Genomic DNA, 21,400 nt, shown 5'->3' with positions numbered 1-21,400 from the left:
AAAAGGAGGGGAACGGATGGATTTTTCATTTTTGCCGACGTACTATATGTTTTTTATTAACGGGGCCAAAATGACATTGATATTGTCCTTTTTTACCGTCATTTTCGGGGTCATTCTTGGTATTGGCCTCGCGCTCATGCGCATGTCGCGTATTTATCCGCTGAAGATTTTTTCCGTGTCCTATATTGAATTTATCCGCGGGACGCCGCTGCTGGTGCAGGTGCTTTTGTTTTATTACGGTTTGCCCAAGCTGGGAATCAAGTTTCCCGAGCTTCCTTGGCTGGGGTCGGCCTTTCCCGACGTGGCGGCATGCATCCTTGCCCTGTCGTTTAACAGCGCCGCCTATGTGGCGGAGACGTTTCGTGCAGGGATTCAGGCGATTGACAAAGGTCAAATGGAGGCGGCCCGCTCGCTTGGGATGCCTCATGCGATGGCCATGCGCTATATTATTTTGCCCCAGGCGTTCCGCAATGTGCTGCCCGCGCTTGGCAACGAATTCATTACCATTATCAAAGACTCTTCCATCGTATCCGTCATCGGGGTGGCTGAACTGATGTACAGCGCAGATACAGTGAAGGGCAACACGTTCCAGCCGTTTGAGCCGTTAATCATTGTTTCGATCGTTTATTTTATGATGACCTTTGTGTTGTCCAAGCTGCTCGGACTAGCTGAAAGGAGGCTGAGGACCTCTGATTAAAGTAACGGATTTGCATAAGGCTTTCGGGAATAACCGGGTGTTGAACGGTATCGATATCGACATCGGCCAAGGCGAAGTTGTCGTTGTCATCGGCCCCAGCGGGTCGGGCAAAAGCACGTTCTTACGCTGTTTGAACTTGCTGGAACAGCCGACCGGCGGAGATATTGAATTCGAAGGCACCTCGCTGTTCCGCAGCAAGCATGATATCAATCTGCTGCGTCAGCGGATGGGCATGGTATTCCAGCAGTTTAACCTGTTTCCGAATATGACGGTGCTGGAAAACATTACGTTAGCTCCGCGAAAGCTGAAGAAGATGAGCAATGATGAAGTGAACAAGGTCGCACGGGAGCTGCTGAGGCGAATCGGTTTAACCGATAAAGCGGACAGCTATCCGGGACAGCTGTCCGGCGGTCAAAAGCAGCGGATCGCCATCGCCAGGGCGCTTGCCATGTCCCCCAAGGTAATGCTGTTTGACGAACCTACGTCTGCGCTTGATCCGGAGATGGTGGGCGAGGTGCTCGATGTTATGAAAGAGCTGGCTGCCGAGGGAATGACCATGGTTGTCGTCACCCACGAAATGGGCTTTGCCCGAGAGGTTGGCACACGGTTGATCTTTATGGACGGCGGCAAAATCGTCGAGCAGGGCAAGCCTGTGGAAGTGTTCGCGAATCCACAGCATCCGCGGACGAAGGAATTCCTGAGAAAAGTGTTATGAATTTTGAATTTAAACGCACAAACAGAGGCAAATGAGTGAATGGAGCTGCTCATCTGCCTCTTTCTTGTTTCATGATGAATCCGTCAGCTCCCCTGGTGTCCGCTGCGAATGCTGCGTTCAAATTCTTCCCGGATGGAACGGAGCAGGTCGGGATTGACGATCACATCATATGCGGTAAAAGCCAGCACCTTGGCAGCCAGCAGCATGCCCTCGAAGGCACGCGGGAGCATCGCCAGATCGCGAAATTCTTTCGTATGCAGCATGTGGCGTTCATCCACTACCTTCACATAAGGATGAATGGTCGGACAATGGCGCGATACATTGCCCAGGTCAAGCGAACCGTGATCCTTGCCGGTTTCGATCATGTCCTCGGCAATGCCCATCGATGTTAAATTTTTCGTAAACAGGTCGGATAATACGCGGTTTGTGATTAATTCATCATATGAAAATTCATAGTTGGACCATTTCATCGTACATCCGGTTTGAAGGGCGGCTCCTTCGGCACAGTGAAGAACCTTCTGTACCACTTCATCGGTATAGGGTCGGTTTGCGGACCGGATGTAAAATTGTGCAGCCGCATAGTCCGGAATAATATTCGGAGCCTTGCCCCCTTCGGTAATGATGCCATGGATGCGGGCGTGGCTTCGCAGCTGCTGACGCAATGCCCCAATCGATTGAAACAACAGCAGAATCGCATCGAGCGCGTTAATGCCTTCATAAGGACTTGCCGCGGCATGAGCGGATTTACCGAAGTATTGGAATTGGATCGCGTCCATGGCGAGCGAGCTGCCGGATTTCTCATATGTATGATAAGGGTGCGCCATCATGGCGATATCGACATCATCGAACAACCCGGCGGCAGCCATGGGAACCTTTGCGCCTTTCGTTTCTTCTGCGGGTGTCCCATAGACGCGGATCGTGCCGCCGATCTCGTCAATTACCTCTTTTAAGCCGACAGCCGCGGCCAGTCCCATCACGGCAATCAAGTGATGCCCGCAAGCATGCCCAAGCTCTGGCAGCGCATCGTATTCACACAGAAAAGCGATTGTGGGGCCCGGTTTGACTGATACGTACGTGCCGATAAAGGCGGTGGGGAGATCGAGGACCGGAGATTGGATCTCGAAGCCATGCTCACGCAGTGCTTCCTTGAGCCGGGACGAGGCTTCCCATTCCTCGTTTCCGAGCTCCGGGTGCTCTCCGATATATTTGGACAGGCTGGTAAACGATTCACTATAACGGTCGATGACCGACGCGATTTGCTGCTTCATAAACGATGTCGCTCCTTTACTGATTCCCTAGTGTGAATCCATTATATATGAAGAGGGCGGAATAAAACAAAAAGATCCTGATGCAAAGGGCTTGCATCGGGATCTTGTTAACGATTTCATTTCAAAGCCGATTACTGAACATTTCTGCGGCTGTCGATGATTTGCTCTTCGAGCTGTCTTTTGATCTTGGCCATGGCGTTGACCTCGAGCTTATGATTATCCCGGAATCGGACGCCGGTAAGAGCCAGAGCTTCATTCAAAGTCAGTTCAACGGAAATCTTTTTCTCCTGCGGTTGTTGATGAGCATCGTAATTCATGGTGCATCGCTCCTTTATTATCATTTGAGTGGTGCATCAAGAGAGTACATCAAGCAGGGGGGTACAAGGTGCGTATATTGCTTAAACCCTTGATTTTCCTTGTTTTTAATATAACATATCATGTAATATTTATCAAGCCGAAGCACAATAAAGAGGCTCATTGATTTCATTCAACGGCCTCGGATTTATTGGAGTTTGTCCTTCATTCGTAAGAGTTGGATAGATAGAACGAGGCAATCGATCTGTTGGCTAAGCTCGACGACCTTGGGGTCTACAAAGCTTCCCGTCTTCTCGACCAGCACATAAAGCTGGCGCTGCATTCGTTCCATGCGGCGTTTCAATTCAGCTTCTTCCATGAATGTCCTATCACATCCTATAATTGATAGATACCGCTATTCCTTAGAGTATTATAATACGAGGTTAGCGTGAAAATTGTAATTTTTTGTCGAAAACTTTGTTAAATTTTTATGACAAATAACAAAATATGCATAAAAAAGTATTATTATGAAATCATAACCTTAAAATGGGAGGTGATGCGGGACATGGAAAACAAGAAAGCCAATAAGAGAAACAATCCTGATTTCAGAGAAAATAAATTTACGCAAGAGGGTACGATCGTAGAGCCGGACAAAGCGGCCACTCATCCGCCCAGTCTGAATGAGGTCCCAAAGGAAACGAATCCTCAATAGTAAAAAGCCGTTCGCCGAATGAATCTAAAGCTGTCCGAACTGCGGGCGGCTTTTTCCCGTTTTTTCAGGATTTATTATATTCCGTGAATGGATTATGATAAAGGTCAGGGAGGCTGAGAGGATGAATAATGACTGGCCATGCAAGCTGATCGATTATCATTTTTGGGCGATCGATGCCTGGCTTGCGTATTTAAAACAAATGGAAGAGGACGTGCTGTATACGCCGGTTCCCGGTGTATTTCCTACGATTGGAGAAACACTGGCTCATTTGGCGGATGTCGACGGTTTGTGGTTATCCCGACTTCGGCAGATTCCTTATCCGATGGAAAGGAGCGAACAACCATCCATCGAAGAGCTGAAGCAGCGGTTTGATCGGCTTCGGGCGGATTACAGCCTATTTTTGCAGAGGGTAAGTGCCGGGGACAGGATCACTTATTCCAATTCAAAGGGTGAAGTATTCTCCAATTCGATTCTTGAAGTCGTTCAGCATTTATCGAATCATGGTACATATCACTTAGGCAATATCGCATCGATGATGCGGCATTGGAGTGTGTCCGGCGCTTCCACGGACTTCATCTATTACTTAAGGCTGGCTGAAGCTTGAATGAAGGCGCGGTGGTTTTCGGGCCGGGGATCATGGTATAGTATTAGAGATTCATGTGAGTAAAGGAGAATCGGACGGATGATCATTGTACGAAGTTTGAGCAAAACCTTCCCACCCGATCACCGCGTACTGCAGCGTATCAGCTTTCAGGCGGACGAAGGCGATTTGATCGCCCTGCTTGGTGCCAGCGGAAGCGGCAAAACCACTTTTTTCCGGTGTCTGATGCTGAAGGAAAAATGGGATGAAGGCCAATATATTTATGATGGTAAAGATATTACCGGTTTGAATGCCTGGGAGAAATTTCAGCTGCGCAAGCAGTGGGTATATCTGGAGGAAAAACCGGGCTTGAATGAAAAAAAATCGGCTGTTAAAAATGTGCTTTCCGCGCTGCTGTTCAAAAAATCATGGTGGCGCTTTCTCACCAATACGGTATCGGAAGACGATCATATGGAAGCGATGGATTATTTGGATCGCGTGGGACTGCTTGACAAAGCCCACGAGCCTGTTGAAAAGCTGAGCGGCGGGGAGAAGCAGCGGGTAGCCATTTGTAAAGCGTTGATTAAAGGGGCAAGGGTGATCTTTGCAGATGAGCCGGTATCCGGGCTGGACCCCGAGGCGGCAAGCCGCGTACTGGAGGATCTGCGGACGATCTGCCGCAAAAACAAGATTCTCGTCTTCTGCAGCCTTCATCAAGTTGAGCTCGCAGAGAAGTTTGCCACCAGGATTTGGGGATTGTCGGGGGGAAAGCTAGTTGTCGATATCGCCGGACGCCGTCTGACGCAGCGGGAAAAAGATCTTATTTTTAAATAAGTGCAAGGAAAAAAGGCCGCCTGTCCTTAAAGCCCGGGGCGACCTTTGGAATGATTCCAATGTTCAGGTTTGTTTCTTTGAAGCGATATGAGCGGCAATGCGTCCGCCGTGCAGACGTCCGGTTTCGATGAACACTTCATTGGCATTGGAGCCGGAAGCCGCTACTCCTGCAATGTACAGGCCAGGTACCGTCGTCTCCATCGTGTCCGGGTCGTGCTTCGGCACGCCGCCCGCCTCCATGTTTAATTCGGCGCCTGCTTTGGTCAGCAGGCTTCGATCCGGCCGAAAGCCGGTTAGGGCCAGCACAAAGTCATTGTCCAGCGTTTGCTCCTGCCCGTCCGTTACCACAGTGATCGTCGTCTCCGTAATGTGCGTTACACGTGAACGGAACATCATCCGGATTTTGCCTTTGCTTACCATACTTTCGAATATGGGCAGAACCCAAGGCTTAATGACGGAGGAATACGTTTCCCCGCGGTAAATGACCGTCACGCTTGCTCCTGCGCGAAGCAGCTCCATAGCCGCGTCGATCGCGGAGTTGCTTCCGCCGATGACGGCTACCCGGGTACCGGTATAAGGATGGGCTTCTCTGAAATAATGCGAGACATGGGGCAAATCCTCGCCTGGAATGCCCAGCATATTCGGAGAATCGAAGTACCCGGTGGCCACGACAACATAACGGGTCTGTACTTTGTCAGATGCGCCGAATTTGTTCTGTACGGTCAGCTCGAAGGTGCCGTCGGCTTGACGGGTGATTCCCGTTACCGTCTCATACGAGCGGATGCGCAGCTCACTGCGTTGGGCCACGTTCCGGTAATAGTTTAATGCTTCCAACCGGTAGGGTTTGTCATTCGGAGTGGAGAAAGGATACCCTCCGATTTCAAGCAGCTCCGGCGTACTGAAAAATTGCATATAAGTAGGGTATAAATAAATCGAATGCACAACGCATTCTTTCTCAATAACGAGCGGATTCAGACCGATTCTCTGCAGCTCAACAGCGGCGGACAAGCCGCAAGGACCCGCCCCGATCACAACGACTTCTTCCACAACAAACACCTCGCCTACCTGTAATTAAGGGTATGTACAGCAGTTCCCTTATCATAGTAACCGATTTGACCAGCGGTTTCCAGTTTGCATTGACCAAGCAGTGTTCCCGGGCCGGGCAACCTCATCTTTGATCCTTTTTGCGCTTATTTAGAGCACCCAACCGCTCTTATAGGCGGCGTTGCGTCCGATCCGGTTCAACCCGTGATTCGCGATTTCGGGGGCATGTCGCATTTTGTTCATATTTTGGATTTGTGAGGTAAAAATGCAACTTTCTAGATGTATGCTGCGTATTACTGATTGTGCACATTTGTTTGAAGTTTGGAGGGAGCATCATGTTGGAGCTGTATTGGGGACTGCTTATTACCGGTGTATTATTTGCGCTAGTGACGGTTGTGTTCGGCGACCTGCTGAGCAGCGCGATAGACGGGATGTTCGATTGGATGTCCGGCGACGTGCTGCATTACTTGCAACCGATGGTTCTGTTTAGCGGTTTGACGGTACTCGGTGGCTCGGGCATTTTGCTTACGAAGTATTCCCCTTTGGCAGCTGCTGCAGTGTTGTTCCTATCTCTGCTGGCCGCCGTTCTGTCTGGGACATTGATCTTTTTCTTATACGTCAAGCCAATGCAAAACACCGAGAATTCATTGGCTTTCTCCATGCAGGATTTGGTCGGAAGGATCGGGGAGGTGTCGGTGCCGATTCCGGCCCAAGGCTGCGGGGAGGTTGTGATGCAGATGGGCGGAGGCGTTACGAATCAGATTGCGGAAAGCTTTGACGGTAACTCGATTGAGGCGGGTGCCAGAGTAGTGACGGTGGAAGTGAAAGACGGCACGCTGTTTGTGACCCGTCTGGACGAACCCAAGTTGTAAAGGAGAGAAGGGAATGGTATTAACTGAACTTCTGACAATTCCAATCATTGTTGTCGGTGTGATCGTCGTACTGGGGCTTGCGTTCTGGGCCCGGTACAAAACGGTAAGTCCGGATGAGGCGATGATCGTCACCGGATCGTTCCTCGGCAGCAAAAATGTATTGACGGACGATTCCGGACGCAAAATTAAAATTGTTCGCGGCGGCGGGTCTTTCATCCTTCCGGTATTTCAGCAAGCCGAATTTGTTTCGCTCTTATCACACAAATTGGACGTCTCCACCCCGGAGGTTTACACGGAGCAGGGCGTTCCGGTCATGGCCGACGGCGTTGCCATTATCAAAATCGGCGGATCCGTCGAAGATGTGGCAACAGCGGCGGAGCAGTTCTTGGGCAAGCCGACGGAAGCGTTGAAGGTGGAAGCGCAGGAAGTGCTGGAAGGGCACCTGCGGGCCATTCTGGGCTCGATGACGGTTGAAGAAGTGTACCGCAACCGCGACAAATTCGCGCAGGAGGTTCAAAGCGTAGCAGCCAAGGATTTGAAAAAAATGGGCCTCCAGATCGTTTCCTTTACCATTAAGGATTTACGGGATAAGCACGGTTATCTCGATGCGCTCGGGAAGCCCAGAATCGCCGCGGTCAAACGCGATGCGGAAATTGCCGAAGCGGAAGCCCTGCGGGATGCCAGGATTCAAAAGGCGCGTGCCGAGGAAGAAGGGCAGAAAGCGGAGCTGCTGCGAGATACGAACATTGCCGAAGCTTCAAAGGAAAAAGAGCTGAAGGTGGCTTCATTTAAAAAGGAGCAGGATACGGCACGCGCGGAAGCGGATCAAGCCTACCATATCCAGGAAGCCCGCGCCAGACAAAGCGTTGTCGAGGAGCAGATGCGAGTCGAGCTTGTTCGGAAAGAACGCGAAATTGATCTTGAAGGCAAAGAAATTTTGCGCCGCGAGAAGCAATATGATGCGGAAGTGAAGAAAAAAGCGGATGCCGATCGTTATGCAGTGATTCAGGCTGCGGAAGCTGAAAAGGCCAAGCAAATGGCGGAAGCGGATGCGAGACAATACCGCATCGAAGCCGAAGCGCGGGCGATGGCTGAGCAGAAGCGGCTCGAAGGTTTGGCTGTGGCGGATGCCGAACGGGCCAAAGGTACGGCTGAGGCGGAAGTCATCCGGCTCCGCGGTTTGGCCGAGGCGGAAGCGAAGGAGAAGCTTGCTCAGGCATTTGAGAAATTCGGTGAAGCCGCCGTACTCGATATCATCGTGAAGATGCTGCCGGAGCTTGCCGGAAAAGTGGCGGAGCCGTTGAAGTCCATCGACAAGCTCACCGTCGTCGATACAGGCAATGGCGAAGGTGCGGCGCGCGTCAGCAACTACGTCACGCAGCTGATGGCCACCGCTCCGGAGATGCTGAAGAACGTAAGCGGTATTGATTTGGAGAATTTGGTCAAACACTTAACGAAGCGTACGGAATCCAACGTTCCTGCCATCCAAGACGTTCCAGCCTCCGTACCGGATTCGAAACCACAACCATAGTCGGATTTACGCGCATTACTTTTTACTATATATTAACAGTATCATATCATGATCATGACCTATGCAGTTCGTGGTAAGACCTGGTAAAGTTCTGGTCTGGGTGTAACCCAAAGAAGCATTAAATAATGCTCTGGCCAAAACAATTCAATTAGTCTTGCAAATTGCCGCACTTGTATGTCACAATCAATAGAGATTCGCTGAATGCCCTTGTGGTTTTTCACGCGAACCTGACAACGAGTGTGGAAGAGGCCACGAACCATTTCCCCGTGGGTGTAGCCTTCATCACTCGTTTTTTCTTTGTTCAGTTCGAAAAGCGCAACGGCTAATAATGTCTCAGCGGCGAACAATAGCTCGAAATGAGCATGGTGATGCGCTTCGGATTGGGCATGGCACTTTTCAAAAGCCAGTTCCTGCTTGGCTGCACGAAAGAACACTTCGATCCGCCAGCGTTTTACGTAGGTCTGCAATGCTTGCTCCGGCGCATCAAAGCGGTTACTGATGAGCAAGTACGCGCCTCTGTAAGTGGCAGGGGACTCTTCCTCTTCTGTCTGGACGGGATTCGAATCGGGTTGTTCATCTTCCTTTAATCGCATGGCGACAACAGCGGCGATCGGTACAAATCGTTGTTTGGTCACTTGCTTTCCTTTTCGATTTATAGTGGTGTAAGGGCGCTTCATGTAAATACCCGGAATGGAAATGGAACTCAATCCGGATGTCGCTTGACGAGTCAAATCCTTGAACACTTCGCGGATGAGCATGACCGGAGTCAGCGGCACGAAGCGTTCTCGACGGGTACCGGGTTCAATGACTTTACGGAATAAAGCGGTGTTGCGCTTGGCCTTGGTTACCCAATCAAAGTTGTTTTCTTCTAGGAATACGAAAAATTTCTTGCACAGATACCACCGGTCCATCGCCACCCACAGTCGGCATGTGACGGATTCACGCAGCATCAAAAGCATCTGTCTGGCCAGATCCAGCTTCGTAAGACCCTCACCCTTCGTTTCCGGCTTATGCCACACGCGGTAAAACAACGGATATTCCAATCCGCTTTTTAGGACAGCTTGCAGGACCACAAGATTCATCGCCCATGCATATGTTTTTGTGGAATGGTCGTAGAGCCAGCTGAGAAACGGAAGTTGTTTGGCGTAGGGATGCGCACTATGCGTATCATCGAGATTGACCACATCCCCATCGGAGAGTCGGGTCAGGGTATCTTGCTGCAATCGCTCGACACGCTTTTTTCCAAAGGTCATCCAGGCAAAGCTAGTCGTGAAGAAGCGGCTCAACGTATACTGAGTGAGCTTCCAGGGCTGGAACATGACTTTCAGCAAGGCATCCTTGTCGGCTAACTGTGCCATTTGAACAACGGATGAACAATTGGAAACGAGACCGACGACATAAAGGAAGCAAAGGAGCCAAGACGGTGTTCCACTACGCTTCATCATGCCGGATTGGGAGAGCAGCAGAGAGAAGTCAAAACGATCCCACAAACTTTTTAGGACGGGGGCTCCCGCGCATTCACTATGATTGAGCTCAGTAAATCTCGGTTTTTGTAACGCTGACATTGGCAAACCACCTATAATCTAGAAGATATACCCTGCAAATAGAGGTATCCTTCGCGATTATGGGGGTGTTTCCAAAATGTCAAGTGGTTTTTCGTCCTAATTTCGAGAAATTAGTGACATTTGTGCAGCAAAAACCACCGTTTACCAGTTAATGACACGAACTGCATAGATCATATCATGATGATATTACGCGGGGCGGGGGATGCGAAAACGCCATTCTATTTTTTACTGCTTGCCGTATTCCTGGATATCGTGCTCAATCCGCTTTTTATTTTCGGGTTAGGTCCCATACCCCGTATGGAGACAGCAGGCGCAGCGACCGCCACGGTCATTGCTCAATTCGTCAGCTTGTGCGGATTGCTCTTTTATCTGTACCGCAAAAAGCATTTTCTGCGGTTGACCGGGGCCGATCGGCATTACTTGCGGTTCGACAGCCAAATCCTTGGATCGCTGGTGAAGAAGGGAGTTCCCATGGGTCTTCAGTTGATGTTCGTTTCCACCAGCGCCATTGCCATTGTCAATCTGGTCAACAGCTTCGGTTCTGTGGCTACGGCGGCGTTTGGCGCCGCCATGCAGCTGTCTACCTATATCCAAATGCCCGCTATGGCTATCGGTAGTGCGGTATCCGCTTTCGCCGCGCAAAATATCGGTGCCGGCAAGTGGGATCGGGTGCACAAGACGACGTTATTGGGGATACTGCTTAATTTTATGATGACGGGGATGCTGGTGGCGCTCATTTATGTATTCAACCGGCAAGCGCTGCAGCTGTTCCTTCAGGACGAGGCTGCGATAGCTATAGGGATGAATATTAATCATATCACACTGTGGGCTTTTATTCTGTTCGGGATTACCTTCGTCCTTTCAGGTGTCGTCCGTTCAACAGGGGCGGTGATGATTCCGTTGATTACGACATTCCTGGCGCTGTGGTGTATCCGCGTCCCGCTGGCCTATTATCTTGGCCGACAGTACGGATTGGATGCGCTGTGGTGGAGCTTTCCGATCGGATTTTTCGCAGGGATTCTGCTGTCAGCAGGCTACTATATTTGGGGAAACTGGAAGAGCGCCAGCATGCTGGATAAGAAGAAGGCCATAGAGTAATAAGCATCCTCTTGCGTATAAGGCAGGAGGATTTTTTTATCGTGAACATAATGAACAAAATGGTCTAAATGGGGTTTATTCAACTTATGATCATAAGCTATACGAATGAAAACGCTTGATGCTACAATGACAAAGCAATATGGAAAGCGCTATCATATCGAAAAAGCATATCAGGGAGGTCCTCAAAAATGATGTTAAAAACACTGTCTCGTCTTTCCTGGAAAATGGTACTGGCTGGCGTAATGGCCGTTAGCTTGACTGCATGCGGAAGCGGCTCGGGCACGCCGCAAGCAAGTGAAGGTGGTTCCAAAACCCCCGCGGCATCGAAATATCCGGAAAAGCCGATCATCGTGGTGGCTCCTTCCGGCGCAGGCGGCGGTTGGGACAGGACGGCGAGATCCATAGTCAAAGTGCTTGGCGAAAACAAAATGATCGGCCAATCGATGACGGTGGAGAACAAACCGGGAGGCGGCGGAACGGTATTCATGGCGGAATATGCCACCAAAGATGTGAAAAACAATCACAAGCTGTTCGTCAGCTCTCCTCCGATCCTGATCAACAACTTGAAGAAGGAAGGCAACAGCGCATTCGGCTATAAAGATACTACACCGCTTGCTCAATTGACGAAGGACTACGGAGCTATTGTGGTGTCGGCCGACTCCAAATTTCAGGATATGAAATCTGTTATGTATGCGTTAAAGGCCGATCCGGCGAAGGTGACGATTGCCGGCGGTTCCGCACCGGGATCCATGGACCATTTGGTTGCCGTACTGCCCGCATTTAAATCCGGTATCGATCCGAAACAAGTGAAATATGTGTCTTATGATGGAGGCGGAGAAGCCATGACGGCGCTGCTGGGTAAAAACGCCGACGTCATCGCTACCGATGCTTCCAGTGTAGGCGAATATCTGAAGGCCGGGAAAATCCGGGTGTTGGCCATTGCTTCTCCCGAACGCCTGGGCGGTCTTCTGAAAGATGTTCCGACGCTTAAAGAACAGGGAATCGATGCGGAGTTCAATATCTGGCGCGGTATTTTCGGACCGAAAGAGATGAGCCCGGATGCCCTTGCGTACTGGGACGCAAAGCTGAAAGAACTGAACGATTCGGAAGCCTGGAATAAAGAGCTTCAAGCGAATACCTGGGAAAAAGACTACAAAAACTCCAGCGATTTTAAAGCCTTCCTGGATCAGCAGGAGTCGCTTATTAAAGAGATGCTGACCGCATTGGATATGGCGAAATAATAAGAAAAGAAATTCATCGATAAGAAGAATGAGACAGCCTGGATCAACGGCTGCTCTCTTCTTCGATCTTTTGGATGGTGCGGGGAGGAAAACACCTATGAACAAAACGTTTGACCGCTCGGCAGGCATTGTATTTCTAGCGATTGGCGCGGCGTTTGCCTTGGGCAGCCGGTCCATATCTTCCAGCGCCTACGGAAGCAACGTCGGGCCATCTATTTTTCCGTTAATTTTAGGCATTATTTTAATGCTGCTTAGTGCAAGATTGATTTATGAAGCCGTCAAATATCCGGCTGCCCAAGATCGTTCTTTAAAGCCTAAGCTTGACTATAAGCGTTTCGGTATTATATTATCCGCAACGATTTTATACGGTCTTTCTATGGAACATATCGGGTACGTCATCAGTACATTCTTATTTTTACTCATCGGGTTCCAAACAATGAAGCGCGACCGGTGGATTTCGGCCATCATTGTATCAGCGCTTTGCTCAGGCGGGGTTTATTATTTATTCGTCGTCGTGCTTCAGGGTACGCTGCCGGGATTCCCTGCTTGGCTGGGACTATAACAGGAGAGCGGCACCTTAGGAGGGAAACATTATGAGCACAATGCAATATTTAATGGACGGCTTTATCACTGCTTTTGCATGGCACAATCTGCTCTTCGCTTTCTTTGGCGTTCTTATCGGCACATCGGTAGGGGTTCTGCCCGGCATCGGACCGATGAGCGGCGTAGCGCTGCTGATCCCTATCACCTCGTCGATTACAGGAGGCATGCCTCCGGATGAAGCGGCAGTAAGCTCGATCATCCTTTTGGCGGGCGTATATTACGGCGCGATGTACGGAGGATCGACGACCTCGATACTGCTGAATACGCCAGGGGAGTCATCATCTGTCGTAACCGCCATCGACGGTTACCAAATGGCCAAACAAGGCCGGGCCGGAGCCGCATTAGCCATCGCGGCGATCGGTTCGTTCGTAGCAGGGATGTTCGCATTGATCGGTCTGATCTTCCTGGCACAACCGCTGTCTGCGGTTGCGATTCGATTCGGGCCTGCCGAATATTTCTCATTAATGATCCTTGGCTTATGTGCAGTTAGCGGTTTAGCCGGAAAATCGATGACCAAGGCCATGATCATGACGATTCTCGGACTATTGCTCGCAACCATCGGTATAGACAATGTATCCGGTGTGGCACGTTTTACGTTCGAACTTCCGGTGTTATATCAAGGTCTGGAATTTCTGACCGTGGCTGTAGGGCTTTTCGCACTGGGAGAAGTGTTCAAGACGATTTTGGAACGGGAGTCCAATGATGGCACCCTTGCCAAAATCAACCGTATCCTGCCGACGAAACAGGACATGAAAGACAGTGCGATGCCCATGGTCCGTTCATCGCTGCTCGGTTTTTTCATCGGCATATTGCCGGGCGCAGGCGCAACACTGGCATCCTTTTTCTCTTATATTATGGAGAAAAAGGTAAGCAAACATCCCGAGAAATTCGGCAAAGGCGCCATTGAAGGCGTAGCTGCACCGGAAACGGCAAATAACGCAGCTGCCGGAGGCGCAATGATTCCGCTGCTGACGCTGGGCATTCCGGGGTCCGGAACGACGGCCATTCTGATGGGCGCATTAATCATGTACAATGTTCAGCCGGGTCCTCTGCTGTTTGAAGAGCATCCCGGAGTGGCTTGGGGCCTGATCGCAAGTATGTTTATCGGTAATCTCATGCTGCTTATTTTAAACATGCCGCTGGTTAGAGTGTTCGCAAAAATTATCGAAACGCCGCCGAAGTATTTGATTCCGGGCATCGTCGCGATTTCGGTGTTCGGTGTCTATGCCGTACAAGCGTCGGTATTTGATTTGATGCTCTTGGTCGGATGCGGACTAGCCGGTTATTGCCTGTCCCGCAATGACTTCCCGTTGGCACCGCTGGTGCTGGGTCTCGTTCTCGGTCCAATGATCGAGAACAATATGCGGCGGGCGCTTACGGGCTCCAATGGCGATTTTATGATTTTCCTGCAGAAGCCGCTTTCTCTGGTATTCCTTCTGCTTGCGCTTCTTTGGATTACGATTCCTCTGCTGCTCAAGATGCGCGGCAAAAAAGTGCTTGTCAACGAAGAAGGATAATCGTATTCTGCTTTTCCGTCCCTTCACTGACTTTAACATCAGTGAGGGGATTTGTTTCGTTCATCGGCTGAATATTGTATGCTAATAATATTATGATCTGCGGAGGGAGAACGAAACGAAAGTGAGGCTGCAAACCAAGCTCATCGTACTCATCTGTTCGCTGCTGTTCACGGTGCTTGTTCTTTTAAGCGTCGTTATTGAATATATGGTGACTTCCTTGTTGAAGGATCAAATCGGCACAAGAGCCTTAAAGGTAGCCGAATCGGTGGCCTCGATTCCGGAAATCAGATATGCTTTTGACTTGCCGGATCCGTCATCCGTCATTCAGCCGATAGCGGAGGACATCCGCTCCAAAACAGGGGCTGAATTCATCGTCATCGGCAACCGAGATGGAATACGCTATTCCCATCCGTACCCCGACCGGATCGGCAAGGAAATGGTCGGGGGAGATAACGGGCCGGTGCTGCAGGGGATGTCGATCATTTCTGAAGCCGAAGGCTCGCTTGGCCCTTCGCTGCGGGGCAAAGTACCGATTCACTCCGACAATGGAGATGTGATCGGCATCGTTTCTATCGGTTTTATGATCGATGATATTAATCAATGGGATGACGTCTACCAGCGACAGATTTTTATCATCGCTATTGGCGCGTTGCTGGTTGCGCTAATTGGGGCGGTGATGATCGCCAGAGGGGTCCGCCGTTCCATTCACGGATTGGAGCCGGAAGAAATCGGCGCTCTTTATATGGAGAAGAAAGCGATACTCGAATCGATCCGCGAGGCGCTGCTGGCGATAGACAGCAGCGGGCGGATCACCATGGCCAACCAGCAGACACTGCACATCCTTGGTCTGAAGGACGATGCAGAATTGCTGGGAAAACCGATTCAGGACGTCGTACCGACCACCCGGCTGCTGGAGGTCATCCGGACGGGGCAATCCCATTTTGACGAAATGATGCTGATCAACGGACAAGAGGTTGTAGTCAACAGAGTTCCTGTCTTCAACCGGAAACAGGAGGTCATAGGTGCTGTGGCCAGCTTCCGGAATAAGTCCGAATTGTTTCGTTTGGCTGAAGAGCTGTCTCAGGTCAAACGATTTGCAGAAGGACTGAGGGCGCAAACGCACGAATATTCCAATAAGCTTTATGTCATCTCGGGTTTGATTCAGCTCGAATCGTATCAAGAGGCGGTTGAGATGATCTCAAGAGAATCCGACGTCCATCAAAACCTGATTCAGTTCATCATGCGTGAAATTCCCGACCCGGTCATTGGCGGACTTCTCATCGGCAAATATAACCGGGCGCAAGAGTTGAAAATTCAATTTGAAATCGACCGGGAGAGTTCTTTCAGGGATGTACCCGGATGGATTGACAAGGATCTGCTGGTAACCATCATCGGGAATCTGGCGGACAATGCCATGGAAGCTCATCTTGAGCATTCGATCGACGATGAGAAAAAAGTCACCCTATTTTTGAGCGATCTGGGTGATGATTTAATGATCGAATGTGAAGATAACGGGCCGGGAATCCCGCCGCATTGGTCCGACAGCATATTTGAGAGGGGAGTATCCAGCAAAGAGGGCGAGCACAGGGGCATTGGACTTTCCTTGGTGAAGCACGCTGTGCAAAGGCTTGGAGGAACGATACAGCATGAGCCGTCCGCAGATCACGGAACGATTTTTTTCGTCGTTATTCCTAAACGGAACCCCAATGCAGTCCCCGCAGGCACAGCTTTCGTTACGAAGGAGTGATTTTGGATGGAGAATAAGATGGAGGGACGGTTTCCGATTCAAGTCCTGATTATTGAGGACGATGAACGCATTGCGGAAATCAACCGGCGCTTTGTCGAGAAGGTCGAGGGATTCTCCGTCATCGGAATGGCTACCGATGAGACGCAGGTGGTAGAAATGCTGCAGGTATTGGAGCCGGATCTGGTGCTGCTCGATATTTATTTTCCCGAAACAAACGGACTCGAGCTTCTCCGGATGATCGGACAAGAATTCAGACAAACGGATGTGATTATGATCACCGCGGCCAAGGAAGTAGATGCCGTTCGGGAAGCGATCCGTGGGGGCGTTTTTGATTATATCATGAAGCCTGTTCTGTTTAACCGGATGCGGGAAACCCTGCTGCGTTACCAGACCTTTTACCATACGATCCGTCAGCTTCGGCGGAAAAACGCCCATATCAGTCAGGACGAGATCGATCGCCTGCTTCAAGGCCCGGGGAAAAAAGAAGCACAGGTGGTCGGCGTTTCCCTTCCGAAAGGCATCGACAAGCTTACGCTGGATAAAATCATCGGAGCGATAGCCGAGGCCGACGCACCTTTAACCGCTGAACAAACGGCAAAACTGGTTGGCGTAAGCAGGTCCACCGCCCGTCGATATCTTGAGCATTTGGTTGTCGAAAATAAGCTGAGAGCGGATCTGTCCTACGGAGACGTCGGGCGACCGGAGCGAGTCTATCGAAAGTCTATAAATTAATTACATTAATCATTTAGGACAATAATTATTTTTTCGTCAAAATGGAAAGCAATTGTATGCCGGCTGAAGGGATCGGTCCCGTTCATTGATGTCGCGCAGCACCAGCCGTAGAATGCGCACGTCGGGATCTAGTCGTTTCGGCAAAACGAGCCGTTCGCCCGTTTTGCCGAAAGGAACTGTCCACAGGGGTTAGTACTAACATCCCGTTTTGTGGTATGCTAGTTTCATGGCATTATCCAGTATCTTATTCATACGTTCAGGCGATTCCGCAGCAGAAATACGAGGAGGAAGGAACGATGAACGAAAACTTTATTAAGATCAAGGCGCTCGAGGGCGACCTGAAGCTATCCCACAAGAAGCGCGATTTCGGTCTAACGGTATCCACCAAGGAAATGATTTTTCAAAAGCCTCATGCGAATTACCATATTATGCTGGAGGATATCATCAGCATCACTCCGTTTGAACTCCCTGCGGGCTCCCGTCCGGTTCGGCTAAGCACCAGCAAGTCTGTCGGAAGCGAGACCGTAAATACTCAGTCAGGCATGCAGCATTACCGGGTGTATGTAAGAGAAGCGGTGCTGCATAACCGAAGCGGCATCTTCAAGCTGGGCTCGTCCCAATTTATTCTGCCCATTCTGCACGATTTGGTGATAGCCATATCCAAGTACGGCGGATTGGAACCCATCTCGTAATATGGTTTAAATACCAAATACCCTGCAAAGGCATGGCTGCCGCTGCAGGGTATTTTCTTTATTCGGAATTTATTCGCTTGACTCGTTCATCAGCTTCAGCTTTTCCAGCAGTTTAAAGAAGAGGCTGATCAGAATGGCCAGGACAGTCGCGAGCGCCATCCCTTTGAGCGAAAAACTGCCGATCGTCAGGGTGGCTCCGCTGATTCCGATCACAAGGACAATGCTCGTCAAAATCAGATTGCTGGCTTTGGAGTAATCCACTTTGGTTTCGACCAGCATTCGAACTCCGGAGGCCGCGATGACGCCGAACAAGAGGAGAGATACGCCGCCCATGACCGGAACGGGGATGGTACGGATGATTTCGGTGAGCTTGCCGAAAAACGAAAGAATAATGGCAATGACCGCAGCTCCTCCAATCACCCAAGTAGAGTATACGCGGGATATGGCCAAAACGCCGATGTTCTCGCCGTATGTCGTATTCGGCGTGGAGCCGACGAAGCCGGAGAGGATCGTCGAAATCCCGTTGCCGAGCAAGGAACGATCCAGTCCCGGGTCTTTCGATAAGTCTTTTCCGACGATGTTGCCGGTCACAATCAGATGCCCGATATGCTCTGCTATAACGACAAGCGCGGCCGGTGCAATAATGATGATGGCCGAGAGGTTAAACTGCGGGAAATAAAAGTGCGGCGCTGCAACGATATCCGCTTCCGCAACTGCTCCAAATTGAACAAAGCCCATAAACCAAGCGAGAATGTAGCCGCAGATAATGCCGACAAGAATCGGAATGATCTTCAGAAAGCCCCGGAATACAACGGAGCCTACAATCGTAATGAGCAATGTGAAGGAAGAGACGATGATCGCTTTAGGATCAGGCGACCATTCCGCAACGTCAGCCGGTTTGATGAAGCCTGCCATTTCGGCAGCTACCGGTACCAGCTCCAGTCCGATAACGGTGACGATGGCACCCATGGCTGCAGGCGGAAAAACGATGTCCAACCAGCGGGTTCCCACTCTGCTGATTAATAAAGCAACCAAGGTGAAAATAATCCCGGATGCAATAAATCCTCCAAGAGCCGCTTCATAAGGCAGCCCCGCTGACAAAATAGCAAATACAGGAGACAAAAAGGCAAAACTGGAGCCGAGATAGGCCGGTATTTTCCCTTTGCAAAGCCAAAGATACAGCAATGTTCCGATTCCGTTCATCAGCAGTATCGTGGCCGGGTCCACTTCAAACAGGAAGGGGACAAGCACGGTTGCGCCGAACATGGCGAATAAATGCTGGAGACTGAGCGGCAAGCTCTGCAGCAGCGGCAGGCGCTCATGAACCCCGATTTCTTTAGGTTGCTTCAAAACAATACACTCCTTGACGGTCCAGGTTAATGTACAAACACCTCAACTATCTTATCAAATTTCGGCCAAAATGCCATCCTTTTTTTGCACCTTGGCACTCCAAGGCTGTAATTAGCGGTTCATTCTCTTTATGGGTTGAAAATCGATCCGATATTCGACGTTAATCTTCATTCTGGGCCAATAAGAAGACCATTCTTTATTGCTTATAGGCCGGGAAAAGGGACGAAGGGTAAGTTTCCCCACCCCTATAGGGTCAACATTCCATTTTTGTAATTGATTCAGAAACATGATCGTATGCTTTTCCAAAAAAGTCTCTATCTCTTCATTAAGGCTCAAATAGTCTTCCGTTATAGACATATTTTTGTCCCCGCGGTATTCTTTGATTCTTCCTTGCAGATTCACCTGGATGGACATGGCCGAGAAATCCTTATTAAAATGAATTTGTGTTTTGGAGCGAACCTGACCTATACTTACAGCTAAATCGGGTATAGAAAGGTTTTTGAGGTAATAATCGTTGCTGATCAATTGAAAAATTTGATCATATAGCTTGTCGATGCTTCCTACAAGCTTGTCCTCTTGAAAAAAAGCTGTTCCTTTATATTTGAAATTGTCTTTACCAACCTTGAATACAGGCAGGAAAGGATCCGTGTAGGGAGAGTACAGTCGATTTTTGAATTCATGTAAATTCACGATGCTCATTTCACCTTGATGCCTATCCTCGTAATGCTTGAACATGCGATAAAGAAAAAAATCAAGGTCGGCTTGCTTGCTTATCTGGCCCTTGATGTAGTCTTCAAAACTTCCCTCTACTACGGCCACATAAAGGCGTTGAGAAATATCGGGATCGTTTAACAATGTATCTATAAGGGTGAGAATTCCTTTTTTGGCAAGATTTTTATTGATTAATACCATCCGAAGCTGACCGGATTTAATCTCCCGATAATAAATTAAATTAAATTCCTTTTCCCCTTGCTTGAGCAGTTTCACCTGCTTACTCAGCAGACGCTTTTTTTCATTGATTAACGGAGGAACCAATGTACTGATTTTTAGCATTCCTTCTTCACCTTCATTGAAAGACCAAAAAACCACAGGGGCTATTTCTTCAATCGTATTGTTCTCTACAAACGGTGAACATCCCGTTGTGAACAACAGAGCTATTAGCAAACACCTCTTGATCCGCATCATCATACTTAAATACGCCCCTTTAATTTGCCGGCAACCACAAGGATGGCCGGAACCAGTAAGTAGGATAATGCACTCAAGCATACCTCCAGGATGAGTCCGATGCTATGCTCGATTCCTTCCTGCCAGAATGACACATTGGCGATGAGCAAACATAGACAAATGAACATACAACTAGCATAAAAGCCCGTTCGGGTAGGCGGCTTATCCTGCTTCCCGAGCATGATTCGGGTAGCTCCGTAAAAAAAGAGAATAAAGATGGCAGCGACGAATACGAAATGAAAGAGGTTAAAGGAAATAAAAATCATATCGATCCGCTCAAACACAGGGGATTCCAGATAACGGATCATATTCACTACCGGAAACTCACTTTTGCTCAAATAATTGGAGCCATAAAAAAATAAAGCGGCTGCAAATATAATGACATATTCCAGAACGGAAAGCGCATTCGCGGCGAATACATATCTAAACAGCTTAGGGCCTTTGTCCAGCCATGGAAGCAAACAAACCAAGTATTCGGGACCTGACAAAGCCGACCATATGAACAACAAGCCTTTCCAGGAGTCCATGGACCAGTTTGTCGGTATGAGGGGATATAGATCGTAAAGCGAAGCAACCGGCGGTATGAAAAAAGGAACAAAAAATAAAATGATCGAAAATGAAGCTAGAAAAGTGATCACAACAAATCGTATTACTTTTTCCATTCCCGTAACGGCTAAATAGCAGCTAATGGAAAAAGCAAATAAAATCAACCAATATATGTTCATAGAGGGGAAAACGAAATAATGGATCACTTCCACATAACTCAGTGTGATCACCGTAATTTTGACTAGAATGAGAACCCAGCCGACCAAAGCAAACATACGAACCGTCCGTTCGCCAAAAAGCTGAACAAAGCCGTGATAATCCTTTGGAGACGTATCCGAGGAGAACCATTTGGAAAGAAGGGTCAGATTGATTTGTGATAATATCCCCATGACAATGATCCCCCAAATCATATAGGAATGAATCAAATACATGGGAAGCATTAAAGCAAAGTAAAGCAGCTGCAACCGGTTTACGATAAGCATGGCATATATACCGCCATTGGCGGACGATTTTTCAAATATGGAAAATTCCCTCAAAT

The 21,400-nt window shown here is 49.3% G+C and carries 22 protein-coding genes; 14 read left to right on the top strand and 8 right to left on the bottom strand.

Going from position 1 to position 21,400, the window contains the following annotated elements; all coding sequences use genetic code 11:
- Positions 1–16 precede the first annotated feature (16 nt).
- Together EXW96_RS04330 and EXW96_RS04325 are read left to right on the top strand one after the other, a co-directional pair.
- Positions 17–697, top strand: a complete 681-nt coding sequence (locus EXW96_RS04330) for an amino acid ABC transporter permease (RefSeq protein ID WP_174349964.1) — start codon at positions 17–19, stop codon at positions 695–697.
- Entirely contained in the window at positions 690–1,412 is a 723-nt protein-coding gene (locus EXW96_RS04325; protein ID WP_054818402.1) for an amino acid ABC transporter ATP-binding protein, read from the top strand. Before EXW96_RS04330 ends, EXW96_RS04325 begins: the two co-directional genes overlap by 8 nt.
- 83 nt (positions 1,413–1,495) lie before the next feature.
- On the opposite strand, the gene EXW96_RS04320 is transcribed toward EXW96_RS04325, so the two are convergent.
- The 3 genes from EXW96_RS04320 to EXW96_RS04310 form a co-directional block, all read right to left on the bottom strand.
- A complete protein-coding gene (locus EXW96_RS04320) occupies positions 1,496–2,680 on the bottom strand; it encodes a M20 family metallopeptidase (RefSeq protein ID WP_174349963.1) in 1,185 nt (394 codons plus the stop codon).
- Positions 2,681–2,811: 131 nt separating this feature from the next.
- On the bottom strand, positions 2,812–2,997 hold the full coding sequence (locus tag EXW96_RS04315; protein ID WP_054818404.1) for a hypothetical protein: 186 nt from the start codon (positions 2,995–2,997) through the stop codon (positions 2,812–2,814).
- A 185-nt stretch (positions 2,998–3,182) separates the two neighbouring features.
- Positions 3,183–3,353, bottom strand: a complete 171-nt coding sequence (locus tag EXW96_RS04310) for an aspartyl-phosphate phosphatase Spo0E family protein (RefSeq protein WP_074729694.1) — start codon at positions 3,351–3,353, stop codon at positions 3,183–3,185.
- 186 nt (positions 3,354–3,539) lie between these two features.
- Here EXW96_RS04310 and EXW96_RS04305 point away from each other — a divergent pair, with 186 nt between their 5' ends.
- The 3 genes from EXW96_RS04305 (at position 3,540) to EXW96_RS04295 (ending at position 5,100) form a co-directional block, all read left to right on the top strand.
- Positions 3,540–3,686, top strand: coding sequence for a hypothetical protein (locus EXW96_RS04305; RefSeq protein WP_174349962.1), 147 nt, complete (start codon positions 3,540–3,542; stop codon positions 3,684–3,686).
- A gap of 121 nt (positions 3,687–3,807) precedes the next feature.
- The gene (locus EXW96_RS04300; protein WP_074729695.1) at positions 3,808–4,290 is read left to right on the top strand and encodes a DinB family protein; all 483 of its coding nucleotides are present in this window, start codon (positions 3,808–3,810) and stop codon (positions 4,288–4,290) included.
- A 78-nt stretch (positions 4,291–4,368) separates the two neighbouring features.
- Complete coding sequence (locus EXW96_RS04295; RefSeq protein WP_062408636.1) at positions 4,369–5,100, top strand: phosphonate ABC transporter ATP-binding protein; 732 nt, start codon at positions 4,369–4,371, stop codon at positions 5,098–5,100.
- 63 nt (positions 5,101–5,163) lie between these two features.
- On the opposite strand, the gene EXW96_RS04290 is transcribed toward EXW96_RS04295, so the two are convergent.
- Positions 5,164–6,147 carry a YpdA family putative bacillithiol disulfide reductase gene (locus EXW96_RS04290; protein ID WP_174349961.1) on the bottom strand — a complete coding sequence of 328 codons (984 nt, stop codon included), beginning with the start codon at positions 6,145–6,147 and terminating at the stop codon, positions 5,164–5,166.
- Positions 6,148–6,479: 332 nt separating this feature from the next.
- Here EXW96_RS04290 and EXW96_RS04285 point away from each other — a divergent pair, with 332 nt between their 5' ends.
- Together EXW96_RS04285 and EXW96_RS04280 are read left to right on the top strand one after the other, a co-directional pair.
- Positions 6,480–7,016 (top strand): NfeD family protein, encoded by a 537-nt coding sequence (locus tag EXW96_RS04285; protein WP_062408635.1) that lies wholly within the window; start codon positions 6,480–6,482, stop codon positions 7,014–7,016.
- A 13-nt stretch (positions 7,017–7,029) separates the two neighbouring features.
- Positions 7,030–8,547 carry a flotillin lipid rafts scaffold protein FloT gene (locus EXW96_RS04280; RefSeq protein ID WP_074729696.1) on the top strand — a complete coding sequence of 506 codons (1,518 nt, stop codon included), beginning with the start codon at positions 7,030–7,032 and terminating at the stop codon, positions 8,545–8,547.
- A 59-nt stretch (positions 8,548–8,606) separates the two neighbouring features.
- Here EXW96_RS04280 and EXW96_RS27245 read toward each other — a convergent pair whose 3' ends face one another.
- Positions 8,607–10,112 (bottom strand): transposase, encoded by a 1,506-nt coding sequence (locus EXW96_RS27245; protein WP_203237022.1) that lies wholly within the window; start codon positions 10,110–10,112, stop codon positions 8,607–8,609.
- Positions 10,113–10,289: 177 nt separating this feature from the next.
- On the opposite strand from EXW96_RS27245, the gene EXW96_RS04270 reads away from it, so the two are divergent.
- The 7 genes from EXW96_RS04270 (at position 10,290) to EXW96_RS04240 (ending at position 17,742) form a co-directional block, all read left to right on the top strand.
- A complete protein-coding gene (locus EXW96_RS04270; RefSeq protein ID WP_217437243.1) occupies positions 10,290–11,210 on the top strand; it encodes an MATE family efflux transporter in 921 nt (306 codons plus the stop codon).
- A gap of 191 nt (positions 11,211–11,401) precedes the next feature.
- The gene (locus EXW96_RS04265) at positions 11,402–12,451 is read left to right on the top strand and encodes a tripartite tricarboxylate transporter substrate binding protein (RefSeq protein WP_174350075.1); all 1,050 of its coding nucleotides are present in this window, start codon (positions 11,402–11,404) and stop codon (positions 12,449–12,451) included.
- 97 nt (positions 12,452–12,548) lie between these two features.
- Positions 12,549–13,013 (top strand): tripartite tricarboxylate transporter TctB family protein, encoded by a 465-nt coding sequence (locus EXW96_RS04260; protein WP_137669665.1) that lies wholly within the window; start codon positions 12,549–12,551, stop codon positions 13,011–13,013.
- Positions 13,014–13,044: 31 nt separating this feature from the next.
- Entirely contained in the window at positions 13,045–14,571 is a 1,527-nt protein-coding gene (locus tag EXW96_RS04255) for a tripartite tricarboxylate transporter permease (RefSeq protein WP_062408406.1), read from the top strand.
- Between the two features lie 121 nt (positions 14,572–14,692).
- Positions 14,693–16,318 (top strand): ATP-binding protein, encoded by a 1,626-nt coding sequence (locus EXW96_RS04250; RefSeq protein WP_174349960.1) that lies wholly within the window; start codon positions 14,693–14,695, stop codon positions 16,316–16,318.
- 6 nt (positions 16,319–16,324) lie between these two features.
- Positions 16,325–17,050 (top strand): response regulator, encoded by a 726-nt coding sequence (locus tag EXW96_RS04245; protein WP_254611208.1) that lies wholly within the window; start codon positions 16,325–16,327, stop codon positions 17,048–17,050.
- 296 nt (positions 17,051–17,346) lie between these two features.
- Complete coding sequence (locus EXW96_RS04240) at positions 17,347–17,742, top strand: hypothetical protein (protein ID WP_174349959.1); 396 nt, start codon at positions 17,347–17,349, stop codon at positions 17,740–17,742.
- Between the two features lie 69 nt (positions 17,743–17,811).
- Here the strand turns inward: EXW96_RS04240 and uraA are convergent, their stop codons facing one another.
- From uraA to EXW96_RS04225, 3 genes are all read right to left on the bottom strand, one after another.
- Positions 17,812–19,092, bottom strand: coding sequence for a uracil permease (gene uraA, locus EXW96_RS04235; RefSeq protein WP_174349958.1), 1,281 nt, complete (start codon positions 19,090–19,092; stop codon positions 17,812–17,814).
- Between the two features lie 111 nt (positions 19,093–19,203).
- The gene (locus EXW96_RS04230; protein WP_254611207.1) at positions 19,204–20,280 is read right to left on the bottom strand and encodes a Ger(x)C family spore germination protein; all 1,077 of its coding nucleotides are present in this window, start codon (positions 20,278–20,280) and stop codon (positions 19,204–19,206) included.
- 2 nt (positions 20,281–20,282) lie between these two features.
- Positions 20,283–21,398, bottom strand: coding sequence for a GerAB/ArcD/ProY family transporter (locus tag EXW96_RS04225; RefSeq protein ID WP_174349957.1), 1,116 nt, complete (start codon positions 21,396–21,398; stop codon positions 20,283–20,285).
- Positions 21,399–21,400: the final 2 nt, after the last annotated feature.

The sequence above is a fragment of the Paenibacillus sp. JMULE4 genome (assembly GCF_013337105.1).
GTDB lineage: Bacteria > Bacillota > Bacilli > Paenibacillales > NBRC-103111 > Paenibacillus_G > Paenibacillus_G naphthalenovorans.
Note: the sequence above shows the minus strand (reverse complement) of the source record. Positions and strands in the feature narration are given on the sequence as shown.

What these genes read in the sequence shown, in the direction of transcription:
- EXW96_RS04330 (WP_174349964.1), top strand. Translation starts at nt 17, where the DNA reads ATGGATTTTTCATTTTTGCCGACGTACTATATGTTTTTTATTAACGGG.
- EXW96_RS04320 (WP_174349963.1), bottom strand. Translation starts at nt 2,680, where the DNA reads ATGAAGCAGCAAATCGCGTCGGTCATCGACCGTTATAGTGAATCGTTT.
- EXW96_RS04315 (WP_054818404.1), bottom strand. Translation starts at nt 2,997, where the DNA reads ATGAATTACGATGCTCATCAACAACCGCAGGAGAAAAAGATTTCCGTT.
- EXW96_RS04310 (WP_074729694.1), bottom strand. Translation starts at nt 3,353, where the DNA reads ATGGAAGAAGCTGAATTGAAACGCCGCATGGAACGAATGCAGCGCCAG.
- EXW96_RS04305 (WP_174349962.1), top strand. Translation starts at nt 3,540, where the DNA reads ATGGAAAACAAGAAAGCCAATAAGAGAAACAATCCTGATTTCAGAGAA.
- EXW96_RS04300 (WP_074729695.1), top strand. Translation starts at nt 3,808, where the DNA reads ATGAATAATGACTGGCCATGCAAGCTGATCGATTATCATTTTTGGGCG.
- EXW96_RS04295 (WP_062408636.1), top strand. Translation starts at nt 4,369, where the DNA reads ATGATCATTGTACGAAGTTTGAGCAAAACCTTCCCACCCGATCACCGC.
- EXW96_RS04285 (WP_062408635.1), top strand. Translation starts at nt 6,480, where the DNA reads ATGTTGGAGCTGTATTGGGGACTGCTTATTACCGGTGTATTATTTGCG.
- EXW96_RS04280 (WP_074729696.1), top strand. Translation starts at nt 7,030, where the DNA reads ATGGTATTAACTGAACTTCTGACAATTCCAATCATTGTTGTCGGTGTG.
- EXW96_RS27245 (WP_203237022.1), bottom strand. Translation starts at nt 10,112, where the DNA reads ATGTCAGCGTTACAAAAACCGAGATTTACTGAGCTCAATCATAGTGAA.
- EXW96_RS04270 (WP_217437243.1), top strand. Translation starts at nt 10,290, where the DNA reads ATGATGATATTACGCGGGGCGGGGGATGCGAAAACGCCATTCTATTTT.
- EXW96_RS04265 (WP_174350075.1), top strand. Translation starts at nt 11,402, where the DNA reads ATGTTAAAAACACTGTCTCGTCTTTCCTGGAAAATGGTACTGGCTGGC.
- EXW96_RS04260 (WP_137669665.1), top strand. Translation starts at nt 12,549, where the DNA reads ATGAACAAAACGTTTGACCGCTCGGCAGGCATTGTATTTCTAGCGATT.
- EXW96_RS04255 (WP_062408406.1), top strand. Translation starts at nt 13,045, where the DNA reads ATGAGCACAATGCAATATTTAATGGACGGCTTTATCACTGCTTTTGCA.
- EXW96_RS04245 (WP_254611208.1), top strand. Translation starts at nt 16,325, where the DNA reads ATGGAGAATAAGATGGAGGGACGGTTTCCGATTCAAGTCCTGATTATT.
- EXW96_RS04240 (WP_174349959.1), top strand. Translation starts at nt 17,347, where the DNA reads ATGAACGAAAACTTTATTAAGATCAAGGCGCTCGAGGGCGACCTGAAG.
- EXW96_RS04230 (WP_254611207.1), bottom strand. Translation starts at nt 20,280, where the DNA reads ATGATGATGCGGATCAAGAGGTGTTTGCTAATAGCTCTGTTGTTCACA.